The following is a 15433-nucleotide window of genomic DNA, read 5'->3' as shown; positions in this document are numbered from 1 at the left end:
GCTTTACATTTCCATAATAAAAGTTTACCCGCGATAAGGTAATCCCTATGAATCTTTGAATCCTTCTATTTCTTAAAAATTTCTCCCCGTATCCCACCACAAACGGGTTCCAGCGTTGTCCTTTCCCCCTAGAGCATCCACCAATGCCTTGTATTGTTCCGCGCTTTCATCCAGAAGAGTCGAAGGAAAGTTCAGACGACGTATCATGATTTCCGTGTCGATACAACCATTCCGGCTATTATTGTATTTCACGGGAAAAAGTCTCGGGTATCCCGTTCTTCGCTGTTCCGCCCAAGCCTCACATCCCTCCGGGAAAATAGCCAACCATTTCTGCGTGATAATTCTTTCCAGCTTTATTTCCGGCGATGCGGATTCATCCCAACAAGGGGATACCTTGCAACGGGCTTTGATATCATTCTCGGGCGTGAATACATCCTTGAAATCTGATGCCCGGTTATCACCCTGCAAATAAGCGTCCGCGTCGGGTACCTGCCATTGCGAGAAAGAACATTTCACCCCTCTCTCGTAGCAATCCCCGGCTTCTTCCGATGTCCAACCCCGCAGAGCTGCTTCCGCCCGTAAAAACCATACCTCTGCCGCCGTCATCAAGATCGCGTCGGTATTCACGTTCACGTATATCTTGGACAGAGCCGCGTAATAAGGGTGTGCGAACATTGTACCTTGGCGAATCCCCCGGTATTGTCCCTTTAAAGGAATAATGACGGAATCCTTACCGTTCTTATCCGGCAAACAAACGTCTTCCATGCAGGGCTCAAAAAACACTTTCCGCCGGGGATCATCGAAACCGTTTAAAATGGATTCCATGGAAGCATTCATGTACACTTCCCCCCATACCCGGTTGATCTCGCCCAAAGGATTGGTGTACCCGTCGCGGGTAGATACCTTCACGAGCTCGAAAGGGTCTTCAAAATACCCGTGTTCATCACTGATAGCCGACTGAAATTCCGTTCTGGCTTTTTCCGGTTCAGCCATTGCTATCCGTACCGCCAAACGCATACGCAATGAATTGGCAAATTTAATCCACGAAAGGATCTCCCCGTCCATCAGAATATCAAAACGGGAAAAATCAAAAACTTCATCGGGCTTATCCATATAATCGCTCAGCGTCTTTACCGCCTCTTTCAGATCGTCAAAAAAAGCATGATAAACATCCTGTTGCGTATCCGGCATATACACCGATTTCATCCCCCCGAAATTGGAATATATGATCGGACCGTAGTAATCGGACACCCGATGCATCACTTCGACTTTCAATATTTTCGTGATCGCGTAGAAAAGAGGATTCTCTGTTCTCGTGGAATCCTCCAACCGTTTGATCTGCGGCATGATATAAGCGTACGTGTATCCCCAGAACGTCCCGTTCCACCCGTCTTGAAGATTATAATCAGAATTGTGGGAACCGCCGTTCAACGGCTTGTAATCGTGCATATAACCACTGAACATATCGGCGCTCAGGTTCTGCATGATCTGGTATGTCCAATTCTTCCCCTTGCCGAAATCATAATTAAAATAGATGCCCTGCTGCACCACACCGAGAGGTATCCCGATATGGTTCCAGTCGATACGCGTATCCTCATCCGTGATCCCGGTTTTATCCGTGTTCAAATCCTTAAAATGTCCCGTGCAAGCGATACATCCCAGAAACAGAACCATGTAGACAAATACTCTCTTTTCCATACCGCCATCCGATTAAAAGGTAACACGCAGACTGAATCCCATACCACGGGTAGTAGGCATCCCGTAAACTTCTATCGCTTGATTATCGTTCCCGGTAGAAAGAATCAAATCCGGATCGAAAGGTGCTTTCCTGTATATAAAAAACAGATTCCGGGCGGTAAAAGCCAGATGTATATCCCGTAGTACCCGTACCGATTCCAACCATTGTTTCGGGAAAGAGTATCCCAAGGAAAATTCCCGCAAACGGAAATTCGTGGCATCGTACATGTAGTATTCCGTCACTCCCGCACGTCCCCCGACAATGGATTTGTAAAATCCTTTCACGTTGGTGATCCTCTCGCCCTCCAGCATGACATACCCCCGGTCACGAGCATCCCCGGTGGCTCTCGTTACCCCGTACAAGTCCATATCCGCCCGTGTCTGTGACAACACTTTTCCACCGACACGCCCATCTATCAGGAATGTCATCATAAAATTCCGCCACGAGAAGGTATTCGTCCATCCCAACGTGAAATTTGGATTGGCATTCCCCACTCTCACCGTGTTACCGTCACCCTCCACTCGTGGTAATCCTTTCAAATCGCCTTCCGTCTCGTATAGAATCTTCCCGTTAGCATCCCGCTTGAAAGCCTTGCCGTAGATATCCCCGAAGGAACCTCCCTCTTTCAATTTCATCGCGTAACTTGACGAAAAGCCATAAGGCCCGTACTGGAAAACAGGCAGTTCTTCGTGTAAGCGAAGTACTTTATTTTTGTTGGAAGCGTAATTTATCCCGGTTTCCCATTTGACTTTTGTATCCTCAAAAGGGGTTCCTTTCAACTCGATCTCTACCCCCGTGTTCCGTATTTCCCCGGCATTCACGTAACGATAAGCGTACGTGTCGCCATCCTTCGCCGCCAGTTTGAAAAACTGATTCTTCGTGACCGTGTTGTAACACGTGAGGTCCACTCGCAAGCGGTCGTTGAACAGCCGCCACTCGGTTCCCGCTTCAAACGCCACGTTTTTCTCCGGTTTCATTTCCTCGAAAGGGGCGGCATCGGAAGCCTGTATACCGCCTCCCGCCAACACGTGTGACACGGGGTGCGTGATATACAAGGGGATATCATTCCCGACCATACTCCATGCCCCGCGAATCTTTCCGCCCGTGATCCACTCGGGCAGGGAAAACGTCCGGTCTATCAACCAAGAGAATCCCACGGAAGGATAGAAAAAGCCGGTGGATTCACGGGAAGTATAAGCCAACGTGGAACTCCAATCATTACGGGCGGAAATATCGAGGAACAAGTATTCCCGGAAACCCAACTGTGCCGTTGCAAACAAGGATTGCATCTGCCTCGTGGCATCGATTTGCTCGGCAATATAAGCGGACGTCGTCATATTGATGTTCGCGATATTGAATACATTGGCATATTTCAATGAAGCTGTTTTCGAATCGTAGCGCAGTTCATTTGTCTTGTTATTATTTATACTTGCCCCTAAAGATATATCCAAAGAAAAGTTCTCGAACTTTCGTTTATAAGTCCCGAGCACATCTCCATAAGTCAAAGTCTGCTCGTGGCTCGCGTCGATATAACGTCCATTACTTCCCGCCAACGCCGGAGCCGTGGAAGCGTAGTATTTCTGACGGAACTTATCGTTCAAGTAATCCACGCTTCCGCGGGCCTGCAACGAAAAATGAGCAGAAAGAATCAGACGCATGGCAATAGAGGCTATCACCCGTGTTCTCTGATCCTGCCCTTTGATACGTTCCAGTACCCAATAGGGATTTTGCTCGAAGTCCTCCGTCGGGGCGTGCCAATTCTGCACGTTCAACCGGCGCTCTTCATTCCACACTTCAAAATGATTTTTATACTCCGTGATATCCATTCCCCGGGGAAAACGGTATAACCCGACTAACGGATTCATGTAAAAGCCGCCCGGCACCGGACGATTTTTCACCGTTTGCTTCAATAAATTGACACTTCCGTCTATTTTTAAAAGCCCGTCATAAAAAGTTGCACTTTCCCGCAGGTTCATGTTGTGTTTTGATAAACGATGCGTTTCCATAATCCCTTTTCCCTCCGTGTTCGCGTAGGAGAAATAAGTTTGCGTGCGTTCATTTCCGGTTGAAAAGGTAAGGGAATGAATCGCGGTCACTCCCGTCTTAAAAAAAGAAGAAATCGGGTTCCCCGTGTTTATATCTTTTCTCTCTCCCCAACTTTCCACCTCGTCGCTCACGCCATAATGATTTTGCAGTTTCGGGAGCATCATGGCTTTATCAATCAACACGCTCGAAGAGAAAGAAACTTCCTGCTTCCCCGCTTCCCCGTGTTTCGTGGTAATCAAGATAACCCCGTTGGCAGCCTGCGTTCCGTATAAAGCGGCTGCCGGGGCTCCTTTCAATATACTGATACTCTCTATGTCTTCCGGGTTAAGATTGGAAATACCATCCCCGGCATCCCTGTTTCCGGCATCAGCCGTACCCCCGATAGACGTACTCGGCTGTTCGCTGCTCTCGTTCAGCATCGGGATTCCGTCTATCACGTATAAAGGCTGATTATTACCCGCCACCGAACGATTACCGCGCATCACGACTTTCACGGAACCGCCCATACCGGAAGAACTCCGGTTCACCTGCATTCCCGCGATCTTTCCCATAAGTGTCACGATCATATTCGGATCTTTCACCCGAATCAATTCATTCCGGTTCACCCGGGAAGCGGCATAAGACAAGGAATTTTCTTTTTTACGGATTCCCAATGCCGTCACGATGACATCGTCCAACAGAACACTCTCCTGTTCCAGCGTGATCCGGATATCTTTTTTGCCCTCGACAGCCACAAATTGAGTATGGTAGCCGACAAAAGAAACGATCAACGTTCCGGTTCGCCTTACTTTCATGGAGAAATTTCCTTCCCAATCTGTAACGACCCCGTTCGTCGTTCCTTTTTCCAGTACGTGGACTCCTACCATAGGAAGACGCGTTGTATCGAGAACTTTACCATGCACCACAATTCGCTCATCCCCGGCAATGATTGTATCGGTTACGCGAAACGAATGAACACGATACTTCTCCGCGGAAAAAGTTACTTTTCCACACGCTAACACACAAATCACGATTATACACAGACGCGTATATGCCATAAACGCCATTCAAGAAGTATGGGGTTGTGTCAAAAGTTTTTTTTAACTCCCTCCCCCCTTCGGGGTACTCCCTCTATAAACAGAGGGAGAGCTGAATTACTCACCGTCTTCGGGAAGAGTCACCAGCACCTCCTCTGTTTATAGAGGAGGTGGCGGCGAAGCCGACGGAGGAGTTCAAAAAATAAACATTAACTCTTGACACAACTCCTTATTATTACTATTTTAAACCTCTCTTCATCAAAAGCGGCTCCTCGGACGGTTGTTGTCCCCGGAACTTGACGTACTGCCCCATGGGATCGTCATACCCGCCTTCAGACAAAATATACTTTCTGAATTTAGCAGCCAATTCTTTATTGTAAATATCCCCGGAAGCCTTGAAAGCTTGGAACGCATCGGCATCCAATACTTCAGCCCAAAGATACACGTAATAACCGGCAGAATATCCCCCGTCAAAAATATGGGAGAAATAAGTGGAACGATAGCGGGGTAAAATCTCCTTGATCAGCCCGTATTTATCCATGGATGCTTTCTCGAAAGCGTTCACGTCAAATTGTTGCGGTTCGGTTTGTGAATACCAGTCCATATCCAACAATGAAGCGGCAACATATTCCACCGTGGCAAATCCTTGATTGAAATGCCCGCTCTCCTGTATTTTCTTGATTAACGCGTCCGGCATCGGTTCACCCGTCTGATAGTGTTTAGCATACATTTTCAATACTTCCGGTTCGCTTGCCCAGTTTTCCATAACCTGTGAAGGCAATTCCACCATATCGTGAGGTATTGTCCCGGCTATACGTTGATAATCGCCGCGGGTAAAGAACCCGTGCAGGGCGTGACCGAACTCGTGGAACATGGTTTCCGTGTCGTCCCAAGTCAGCAACACGGGAGCATCGCCAACGGCAGGCGAGAAATTGTAGACCACGGATACCAACGGCATCTCTTCCTTGCCGTTCTCTTTCGTGTAATGGCGAAATTCCGTCATCCACGCACCCGCCGATTTGCTGGCACGGGTGAAATAATCCAGATAAAGGATACCCAACGAACTACCGTCAACGTCCTTTACCTCGTAAGTTTCCACTTCCGGGTGATATAAAGGTATATCCGTCCGTTTCTCCAAAGTGATGCCGTAGAGTTTGTTTGCCACCTCGAACATTCCGTCGCGTACATTCTCCAGTTTCAAGTAAGGCATCATTTCAGACTCGTCCAAGTCATATTTCTGTTTCCGCAGCTTCTCGGCATAATACCACCAGTCCCAGCTCTCCAACTTTTCCCGCATGCCTTCCTTGTTCGCGATCTTCTGCATTTCAGCCAATTCCTGTTTGGCAACTTTCAACGCGGGAGTCCATACCCTCTCCAAGAAAGCATGTACCGCTTCCGGTGTCTTTGCCATATTCACGTCAATCACGTAAGCGGCATAAGTATCAAAACCCAACAATTTAGCTTTTTCCGTTCTGAGGTTCACCATTTGGGCAAGTACCGCTTTATTATCATTAGCGTTATCGTTATTTGCCCGCATATAGTAACCTTTATATAATTTTTCCCTCAAATCCCGGTTTTTGGCGTACGTCAGGAAAGGCAACATGCTCGGTTTCTGTACCGTGAATACCCATTTCCCTTCCATTCCCCGATTCTTTGCCTCGGCAGCGGCTGAAGCAATCGCGTTATCGGGAAGCCCTTCCAGATCCTTGGCATTATCAATCACCAGCGTGAAAGCATTCGTTTCTTTCAACAGGTTGTTGCCGTACTGCAAACTCAGCTTAGCCAGTTCTCCGTTAATTTTCATCATCTTAGCCTTGTCCTCATCATTCAGATTAGCACCCCCGCGCACGAAATCATCGTAGTATTTTTCCAGCGTGCGTAATGCCAAAGGGTCCAAGCCCAGCGATTCTTTTTTGTCATACAACGTCTTGATGCGGGCAAACAGCTTCGGGTTCATGTTTATCTCATCCCCGTGAGCGGTCACGGCAGGACTGATTTCCATCGCCAACGCCAACATGTCATCGCTCGTGACAGCTTCGCAAAGATTAAAGAAAATAGCCGACGTCCGGTTCAACAACTTTCCGGATTGATCGAAAGCCACGATCGTGTTCTCGAAAGTCGGGGCTTCCGGGTTGTTCACGATTGCCTCAATTTCAGCCTTATGCTGTTTCATTCCTTCTTCGAAAGCAGGTTTGTAATCTGCCAGTTTGATTTTATCGAAAGGCGGCGCTTGAAACGGGGTTTCAAATTTCTGCATCAACGGATTCTCCGTCTGCTTCGCTCCTTCTTTGCAAGATGCGACCAAAGCGGTAACACTCAAAAGTAATATAACTCTTTTTTTCATAAATAATAATTTGATATTTAAATCGTTCTTCTGCACCAATCCAAAAAACAAGGTAAAGATATAGATTATCTACTACAAAGCATTAATTTTGTCATGAAAAGATTTTTTACCAATCTATATAAATATAACATGAGTAATCTATTGTTTGTCGCGCTCGGTTCCATGTTCGGCGGGGTTTCCCGTTACTGGCTAAGTGGTTTTATTCAAAAGAATTTCGATACGGCGTTCCCGGTAGGAGTTTTTATCGTGAACATCGCGGGTTGTTTTCTCATGGGCATCATCGCCGGACTATTAGCCCACGCCAACGTCCTCTCGAACAATCATAGACTGTTACTAGCGGTGGGGTTCTGCGGGAGTTTCACTACCTTTTCGACCTTTTCGCTGGATAACCTGCAATTATTAAGCGCGAAAGCCTATTTTTTGCTTTCCCTTAATATCGGGTTAAGCGTGATACTCGGGCTTGCCGCCACGTGGGGCGGATATTATCTGGTGCAAAGTTTATCCAAATAAGTTTAGTCAATAAATAAATTTCGTTAGCTTTGTGACCAAACCAGAAATGCTAAAAATAACTCAGACATGATTAAACATCTTTCATTATGCATGGTCGTTTTGTTTTCCGTAATCAGCACGACCTTATTTGCCCAAAAGGGTGGTCCCCGTTCCGGGTACAAGTTTACAACCGTGGCGGACTTAAAAGCAACCCCGGTAAAAAATCAACAAAGCGTCGGCACCTGTTGGGATTACGCCGCACTCTCTTTCCTCGAATCCGAATTGCTCCGGAAAGGCAAGCCGGTCTATGATCTGGCAGAACTATACGTTGCCAAAAACGTTTACTTCGAGAAAGGACTACGCTACATCCAATTCCACGGGAAAACCAATTTCAGTGAAGGCGGACAAGCACATGACGTGCTGTACGCTATCGGGAAATACGGTATCGTTCCGGAAGACGTGTACCCCGGATTGCAATACGGACGGGATTTCCACATCCACGCGGAAATGGTTGCTGCCCTGCAAGGCATCCTCGACGGGGTAAATAAAAACCCGAACAGACAAATTACTCCCGTGTGGACCAAGGGTTTCATGCGCTATATCGAAGCATACCTCGGGGATACTCCCGAAACTTTCACTTACGAGGGAAAAGAATATACCCCGCAAAGTTTCGCGAAATCATTGGACTTAAACTTGGACGATTACGTGGAACTCACCTCTTTTGAGGCTTTCCCGTTCTATAAATCTATCGTGCTTCCTATCCCCGACAACTGGTTGCACGGTCAATATTACAACTTGCCGATTGACGAGTTAATGGAAGTCATGAACAACGCGCTTAAAAACGGTTACTCCGTTTGTTGGGACGGTGACGTGAGCCACAATGGCTTTAGCCATCCTAGCGGATTGGCAATTCTCCCGACGGATAACCCGGAAGAAATGATTAACGCCGAGATTGACAAATGGACTACCCTCAGCGAAAAAGAAAGAAAAAGTAAGTTGCAATCATTCGAATCTCCCGTGCCGGAAATGAAAGTGGACGATGCCAAACGGCAATTCACGTTCAACAATCGCCAGACCACGGACGACCACTTGATGCACATCACCGGATTGCTTAAAGACCAAAACGGAACCCTATACTATAAAACAAAAAATTCATGGGGTGATGAAAGAAGCGAATTCGGCGGCTATCTCTATATGTCCGAACCTTTCTGCCGCTTGCAAACCGTGGCAATCATGGTTCACAAGGATGCTATCCCGAAAGCGCTCCGCAAGAAATTAGGATTGTAAAGGTGTGTTTTGACACACCTCCAGTCTGTAAGGTCTGTAAAGTCCATAAGGTCAAAAGTTCATGAACTTGCGCGAAGGATATCATGACCTTACGGACTTTACAGACTTTATGGACTATTTAAAACGAATTATCCTCCGCCATCGACATAAACTTCTCGCGAATCCATCGCGAAATACGGGTAGTAATCTCCGGTCCCTCGTAAGGAATAAACTCTTCATACATATCCGACTGGTCGAAATTATCAATCCCGATAGATAATACTTCAATCCCCCGTTTCTTCGCCTCCTGCACCACCACCCACACGTGTTCACGTGCATCTTCACCATCATATCCCGTGGCAGAAGGTGCACCGTCAGAGATCATAAAGAACAATTTATTCTTCGCATCCGATTTGAATTTATCGAAACAATACAACATGGCATACCCGTCAGCATTCGCGTTCAGAGCCTGTTGTGAAAATAGCTTCCCCAATTGCAACCTCTCCCCCCGAGCATGGAAACGGGTGATTTCTATCCCGTCATCACCACAACGATGCCCGTATATGGAATAATACACGACATTGGGATACTTGTTGAAAGCCAGTGCCAACGCGGAAGATATCACAATCTGCAAAGGAATCTTGTCACCCGTGCACATGGAACCGGAAAGATCCAGCAATATCACCACCTCCAATATGGCAGAGGGAGCCAGCACCTCCTCAAAGAAAATATTCCGGTTGTAACGGGATTGATACAATTCATCCTCATCCAATTCCCCCGAATCCTGCTCGTATATCACCCTCGTCCGATCCATCTTTCCCGAAAACATGGCAAGACTCACCTGTATCTTGGCTGCCAACTCTTTCGCCCGGTTCAGCAAATCATCGGAGATTTCCGCCACTTCCGCATCAATCTCTACCAAACGATCACACGCCCCCAGCGATCCCTTCCACTCCAACTTCTGGCGCTCCGAACTCACAAACAACTGCGGGGAAAACACAGTATCCTTGTTCAGCGTTTTACGGAGATCCCGAATCACCGTTTCCGCCATTTTAATCTGTTTGTCCGTCTTGAAATCCTCAATCCCCTTCATCGCTTTTTTCATCTCCTGCAAGAAGAAATTATCCGGACAAACATCTTTTACATGAAACAAATCAGCCAACGCCCCGGCATACCATACCACTTCCTTGTAAGTCAGATCGGCGTAATTCTTGATCCCTTTCAATATCGCATTCACCTGCCTCACCTTCACGTCATTACCCGGAAAGGACAACACCTCTCGCATATAATTACTCTCGTCCAGCAAATTCGGATATAATATCTTGGTACAGATGTAGTCATACAGAGCTTCCGACCCGTCGCCTCCCCGGTGCAAACCGTCTTCGCTCTGTCCCCCGTAGTACCCCATGCGGGATTCCACGACATTCAATCCCATGGCAAGTCCCAACTTCCGGGCAGCATACAAATAATAGTGATATCCCGGGAAATCCTTTACCAGCTTGGACTCCACCCGCCGATTCTCTATAAAATGAATCATATCATAATGCATCGGGGTATAAAGCAACTCTTCCTCGCTCAACCCGGCAATATCCTTTCCCGTGTAAATCCAATGTGCCAACTCGTGCACGAAATACCCGAAAAAAACAAATACCCGTGTTTCATCCGAAATCTCGAAACGGAGTAATTTCAGATTCAAGGCAATGTGCTTCGGGTTCATCGACAAAGCGGGTACCCTGTTCGAGAGTACCATTTTAGGAATCTCCCCCGTAATATGATAAGCAATCTTGGCACATACCGGGATCAATTTCAATATATCCGTCGTCCCCAGATCCCGATCCAACAAATTACGGGCTGCCGGGAAATCACCCCACCAATCCCGATCAATAAATTGCTCGTCATATATCTCTTCTATCCGCCGGAAATCCATATCGTCCGATTAAAGGGTCTGTATCAACGAACGGGCTATCGTTTCCTCTCCCGTAATCACGTAATTCGTGAGAATCACCCGTTCGATCACCTCGCTCAACCGATAGCCCAAAGGCATATATGCCGCCGCGTCCAACACCTGCCGGGTGGAAAGCGACACGGATAGAGTTTCCTTCTGCTCTGCCAGACGCAACACCTCGGCTACCCTAGCCAATTGTACCGCCGCGTCACGGGATACCTTCGGGAAACGCACACGGATCAAATCAGCCTCCTCCGCGGAAGTTAGATAATTCAACCGGACTTTGATAAAACGATCTTCAAAAGCCGTATCCAACCGTTGCGTGGACACGTAAGCAAACCCCACGTTTCCCGCCGCCACGAATAGCACGTTATCTCCTTTGTTGTATCGTTTTCCTGAATCCTCATCATAAATATACGATTGCTGCCTGTCGAGAATCGTCATCAGGAAATTCGCCGCCACCATGGGCGTACGCGTCAACTCGTCAAGGAAAATCAACGTGGGTTTCGTTGACACGAAAGCCTTGAAGAACTCCGAGCGCACCGCTTTTGTCTTCCCGTCATCCCCGATAATCAACCCGCCCACGAACATCTTTTTCGGCTTGAAGGCCTGCCCCATGTCGAAAGCAAAATACTCCATGCCCATGGCTGTTGCCAGTTCCTTGGCAATAGAGGACTTACCGCAGCCCTTGGGACCCAACAGAAAAGGATAACGTTTCAAGTATAACGTGTGGCACAAAAACTCCCACGTCTGCACGGGAATACACAAATCATCCGAATGCTTCGGGGGCGTGAAAGGGAAAAGAGTAGCCTGTCCGGCTACATACGTACTATTTGTCATGCTTTATTTATCTTGCTAAATTCACCGCTAAAGTTAACACTTTTCCGGCAAAACAAGAGAAACAGAAGTCTTTTAATTCTTTACAATTTCTTTATCATCTCGAACTGTTTTCCTGTCGGTTCAATATTCCTTGACTTCAAAAAAGCGGTCATCGAATCGCAGGCTACGTCAGTATTCACGATCTTGACAGAGCTATATTTATTAGACTCCAACATCTTTTGGAATAGCAACGAGCCGATACCTTTACGTCGATATTGCTTATCTACCGCTATCTGGGTAACATCCCCGGACATCGGTTCAAAAACCCCGTACCCGACAAGCCTGTCCCCCGTGAAAACACCTTGACATATAAAATCTTCCGGCACCCGATTTATAGCGTCGGAACTATTTTGCCACGAAGGCTTGAAGTCCCAAAAACCGGGTATCGATTCATACTCGTTCATATCTATAGCCCGTAACGAATACGAAAGGTCAATAGCCTTCACGTCTCTATTAATCCGCTCGTTCTCCGGTCTGAAGTAATAAAACTCGCGTGTCACCTCGAAACCTAATTTCCTGTACACGGAAACAGCCCCCGTGTTATGCTGCAATACTTCCAGCAAATATTCTTTTATACCCGCTTCTCTCAGATAAGGAATGGAATATTCAAATATTCGTGTCGCCAACCCTCTTCCCCGGTAATCTTTCAGTGTTCCGGTACCCGTGTCATAAGCCGTCGGCGTTCCGTTAAAATCCCCGATCCCATTACAAGTAAAAGAAACGATTTTATCCCCGTCAAATGCTGCAAAAGAAAGTTCCGGATTAAAACCGCGCCTTTTCAACATGGTCATGAGTTCTGCCTTATTCAATTGGATTTCATAATCGGCAAAAGCCTGTTCGAATGCCCCGAATAACTCGTCAAAATTGATATTACTCAAAGATTTGATTTCCATATCTATCATCTTTATATATTTTATATTCTCCATTTCGGTTTTACAAAAATACCTCAACCGGAGAAGAAATTCATTGATCTATGTTAAGAGATTTAAGTCGGCTCAACGATTCGGGCTTAATCCCTAGATAGGCAGCGATATGATGCTGTGACACGTGTTGCTCGACACGGGGATAAGTCTTCAACAACAGTTTATACCTCTCGTAAGCACTATCCATCAAAAACGAAGTCTCTTTCCGGCATTTGCGGATTAACAGACAATCGGAAATATACTTCCCGAATTTAAACCACTCGTTCGATTCTTTCAACAGTTGAGCATAGGCAGACCGGGAAAGCGTGACAAGACGGGTATCTTCCAACGCCTGTATACTGCCAATACACTGTTCCCCGATAAGAAAACTCCCGTATGAAACAACAATTGAACCGGGAAAATAAAAGTCTTTTATAAATTCCCCGGAATCTTTTTCTATGTAAGAACGCAATACACCACTCTCGACAATACCGAGGTGATAGCAGACTTTCCCTTGCTGAACAAAGAATTCTTTTTTCTTCAGATATTCCTCTTCCGTCAACTCGATAAACCTGTCGTACATCTCGTCCGACAAATCCAGTTCTCCCTTTAATATCTGCTCTACTGCATTCATTCATTGATTTTATCTCAAATATAGTGAATAAAAATCCGATATTAAAAATTCGGACATCTTTTTTGTCCGAATACACGTTTGTCGGACAAATCGAACCGTCAAATACTTTTTTCTTTCTTCACTTATTCATCTCTTTGTATTAGATTAAAAATTAAAAACGAATGATTATGAAAAAAACTATTTTTTACAGCTTGCTTTGTTTATTCTTCATCACGTTCAGCCTTGTTAGCTGTAGTGATGATGATGACCCGAAGGAGGAAGAAATTGAAGCTCTTCTTTCCATGGATTTCGGGGTAGACCATGGAACAGTGACTTACAACGACAACACGATTCTATACTTTACCGAGAAAGGAAAAAAACAACGTATCGAAGACAAGGATGAAAACGGTAACATAACCGCGGTGATGCTCCTCGACCGGGCAGCAAAAAAGTGCTATATACTTGCCCCTGAAACCAAAACGTATATAACGTTAACTGACGAGGCCAGTACCAGCGCTAATCCTTTCATCTTTTTAGGTGATGACATAGGTTATACTGCGGCGGCAGCGGGTGCAACCAAAAGCGAAAAAACAATTGCCGGAAAAAAATGTACCGTATGGAAATGGACGGAAAATAACAATTCCTATGAATACGGTGGATACAAGCGTATTGTCATGCTTTCTAAGGACAAAGACGACTCATTTGAAGCCATCTCATTCTCAGAGAGTGCTCCTTCAGTAAGTTTTACCGTTCCATCGGATTATATATCTACGGCTATCCCTAACATGTAACACCTCTACTAAACGCCAAGACCTCCCCCTCTTACTATATCCCAGTAGGTCGATTACTAAATTGCCCCGTAAAGTAGAGATACTTACGGGGCAATTCTTTACCTTACGGTATCGGCTTTATTCTATTTCGCCCAAAGCTGAATCAAGATCAAAATTGTCTGCATCGCTTTGTTCATCGTGTCCAAAGAACAGTATTCAAACTTCCCGTGGAAATTCATACCTCCCGTGAACAAGTTCGGACAAGGCAATCCCATGTATGAAAGACGAGCTCCATCGGTACCACCGCGGATAGGGCGAACGATCGGGGTTACCCCGGCTTGAGTCATCGCCTCGAAAGCTTTCTCAATCACTTCGGGATGCGGTTCTACCATCTCGCGCATATTGTAATATTGGTCTTTCAATACCAACGTCAACACACCCTCGCCGTATTTAGCCGTCAACAATTCCACCGCTTTCGTGATAAATTGCTTTTTAGCTTCAAACTTCTCCCGGTTATGATCACGGATAATATAATTGATCTCTGCATTTTCCACCGTACCGTTCAGTCCGACAAGGTGATAGAATCCCTCGTACCCGTCCGTGTGTTCAGGGCGTTCCCAAGCGGGCAACAGGCTATTAACCTCGGCAGCCACTTGCAGCGCGTTAATCATCTTATCTTTAGCGTATCCCGGATGCACGTTACGTCCTTGAATACTTACTTTAGCACTGGCAGCGTTGAAATTCTCGTATTCCAACTCTCCCTCGAAACCGCCGTCTATCGTGTAAGCGAACTTGGCACCGAATTTCTCCACGTTAAAATAATCCACACCGCGTCCCACTTCCTCATCAGGAGTGAAACCGATACGAATCTTGCCATGCTTGATCTCCGGGTGAGCCATCAGATACTCGGCAGCCGTCATGATTTCAGCAATACCGGCCTTATCATCCGCACCCAACAATGTCGTACCGTCCGTGGTAATCAACGTGTGTCCTTTAAACGCTGACAATTCCGGAAAATCCTTCACGGTCATCATCAAGTTCTCGTTCAGACGAATATCTTCCCCATCATAATTCTCGACAATCTGCGGCTTGATATTCGCCCCGCTCATATCCGGACTCGTGTCCACGTGAGAAATAAAACCTATCACCGGACGATCCTCGTATCCCGGGGTCGCGGGAATAGTTCCCATCGCGTAACCGTGTTCGTCCATCTCTACCTCGGTCAACCCGAGTCCCTTCATCTCCTCTACCAAATATTTCAACAACACCTTCTGTTTCTCGGTAGACGGAAAAGTCTCGCTAGCCTCGTCGCTCTGCGTATCGAAACTCACGTATTTCAAAAAACGATCTTTCAAATCCATCGTATTATATTTTAGATTTTAAATTTTAGATTTTAAATTGAAACTACCTTATCAACATTTTAGA

The 15433-nt window shown here is 46.3% G+C and carries 11 protein-coding genes; 3 read left to right on the top strand and 8 right to left on the bottom strand.

What is annotated here, in order from left to right:
* Positions 1–72: 72 nt before the first annotated feature.
* The 3 genes from L0M98_RS06850 to L0M98_RS06840 form a co-directional block, all read right to left on the bottom strand.
* Entirely contained in the window at positions 73–1698 is a 1626-nt protein-coding gene (locus L0M98_RS06850; protein ID WP_099290074.1) for a SusD/RagB family nutrient-binding outer membrane lipoprotein, read from the bottom strand.
* Between the two features lie 12 nt (positions 1699–1710).
* Complete coding sequence (locus tag L0M98_RS06845) at positions 1711–4821, bottom strand: SusC/RagA family TonB-linked outer membrane protein (protein WP_227215447.1); 3111 nt, start codon at positions 4819–4821, stop codon at positions 1711–1713.
* A gap of 217 nt (positions 4822–5038) precedes the next feature.
* The gene (locus tag L0M98_RS06840; protein WP_227215448.1) at positions 5039–7144 is read right to left on the bottom strand and encodes a M3 family metallopeptidase; all 2106 of its coding nucleotides are present in this window, start codon (positions 7142–7144) and stop codon (positions 5039–5041) included.
* Between the two features lie 93 nt (positions 7145–7237).
* Here L0M98_RS06840 and crcB point away from each other — a divergent pair, with 93 nt between their 5' ends.
* Both crcB and L0M98_RS06830 read left to right on the top strand, forming a co-directional pair.
* A complete protein-coding gene (crcB, locus tag L0M98_RS06835; protein WP_227215449.1) occupies positions 7238–7654 on the top strand; it encodes a fluoride efflux transporter CrcB in 417 nt (138 codons plus the stop codon).
* A gap of 66 nt (positions 7655–7720) precedes the next feature.
* The gene (locus L0M98_RS06830) at positions 7721–8920 is read left to right on the top strand and encodes an aminopeptidase C (protein WP_227215450.1); all 1200 of its coding nucleotides are present in this window, start codon (positions 7721–7723) and stop codon (positions 8918–8920) included.
* A gap of 118 nt (positions 8921–9038) precedes the next feature.
* Here L0M98_RS06830 and L0M98_RS06825 read toward each other — a convergent pair whose 3' ends face one another.
* From L0M98_RS06825 to L0M98_RS06810, 4 genes are all read right to left on the bottom strand, one after another.
* Positions 9039–10826 (bottom strand): cobaltochelatase CobT-related protein, encoded by a 1788-nt coding sequence (locus tag L0M98_RS06825; RefSeq protein ID WP_227215451.1) that lies wholly within the window; start codon positions 10824–10826, stop codon positions 9039–9041.
* Between the two features lie 9 nt (positions 10827–10835).
* A complete protein-coding gene (locus tag L0M98_RS06820; protein ID WP_227215452.1) occupies positions 10836–11684 on the bottom strand; it encodes an AAA family ATPase in 849 nt (282 codons plus the stop codon).
* A gap of 80 nt (positions 11685–11764) precedes the next feature.
* On the bottom strand, positions 11765–12616 hold the full coding sequence (locus tag L0M98_RS06815; protein ID WP_227215469.1) for a GNAT family N-acetyltransferase: 852 nt from the start codon (positions 12614–12616) through the stop codon (positions 11765–11767).
* 70 nt (positions 12617–12686) lie between these two features.
* Positions 12687–13259 carry a Crp/Fnr family transcriptional regulator gene (locus tag L0M98_RS06810; RefSeq protein ID WP_227215453.1) on the bottom strand — a complete coding sequence of 191 codons (573 nt, stop codon included), beginning with the start codon at positions 13257–13259 and terminating at the stop codon, positions 12687–12689.
* Between the two features lie 167 nt (positions 13260–13426).
* Here L0M98_RS06810 and L0M98_RS06805 point away from each other — a divergent pair, with 167 nt between their 5' ends.
* Complete coding sequence (locus L0M98_RS06805) at positions 13427–14029, top strand: hypothetical protein (protein ID WP_227215454.1); 603 nt, start codon at positions 13427–13429, stop codon at positions 14027–14029.
* A 122-nt stretch (positions 14030–14151) separates the two neighbouring features.
* Here the strand turns inward: L0M98_RS06805 and pepT are convergent, their stop codons facing one another.
* Positions 14152–15369 (bottom strand): peptidase T, encoded by a 1218-nt coding sequence (gene pepT / locus L0M98_RS06800; RefSeq protein ID WP_099290069.1) that lies wholly within the window; start codon positions 15367–15369, stop codon positions 14152–14154.
* Positions 15370–15433 lie beyond the last annotated feature (64 nt).

Origin of the sequence: Butyricimonas sp. DFI.6.44 (assembly GCF_022132345.1) — a bacterium.
Taxonomy (GTDB): Bacteria; Bacteroidota; Bacteroidia; order Bacteroidales; family Marinifilaceae; genus Butyricimonas; species Butyricimonas muris.
Note: the sequence above shows the minus strand (reverse complement) of the source record. Positions and strands in the feature narration are given on the sequence as shown.

Bases quoted from the DNA above. Each gene is read 5' to 3' on its own strand.
- L0M98_RS06845 (WP_227215447.1), bottom strand. From the start codon at position 4,821: ATGGCATATACGCGTCTGTGTATAATCGTGATTTGTGTGTTAGCGTGT.
- L0M98_RS06805 (WP_227215454.1), top strand. From the start codon at position 13,427: ATGAAAAAAACTATTTTTTACAGCTTGCTTTGTTTATTCTTCATCACG.
- L0M98_RS06820 (WP_227215452.1), bottom strand. From the start codon at position 11,684: ATGACAAATAGTACGTATGTAGCCGGACAGGCTACTCTTTTCCCTTTC.
- L0M98_RS06825 (WP_227215451.1), bottom strand. From the start codon at position 10,826: ATGGATTTCCGGCGGATAGAAGAGATATATGACGAGCAATTTATTGAT.
- L0M98_RS06810 (WP_227215453.1), bottom strand. From the start codon at position 13,259: ATGAATGCAGTAGAGCAGATATTAAAGGGAGAACTGGATTTGTCGGAC.
- pepT (WP_099290069.1), bottom strand. From the start codon at position 15,369: ATGGATTTGAAAGATCGTTTTTTGAAATACGTGAGTTTCGATACGCAG.
- L0M98_RS06815 (WP_227215469.1), bottom strand. From the start codon at position 12,616: ATGGAAATCAAATCTTTGAGTAATATCAATTTTGACGAGTTATTCGGG.
- L0M98_RS06830 (WP_227215450.1), top strand. From the start codon at position 7,721: ATGATTAAACATCTTTCATTATGCATGGTCGTTTTGTTTTCCGTAATC.
- crcB (WP_227215449.1), top strand. From the start codon at position 7,238: ATGAAAAGATTTTTTACCAATCTATATAAATATAACATGAGTAATCTA.
- L0M98_RS06850 (WP_099290074.1), bottom strand. From the start codon at position 1,698: ATGGAAAAGAGAGTATTTGTCTACATGGTTCTGTTTCTGGGATGTATC.
- L0M98_RS06840 (WP_227215448.1), bottom strand. From the start codon at position 7,144: ATGAAAAAAAGAGTTATATTACTTTTGAGTGTTACCGCTTTGGTCGCA.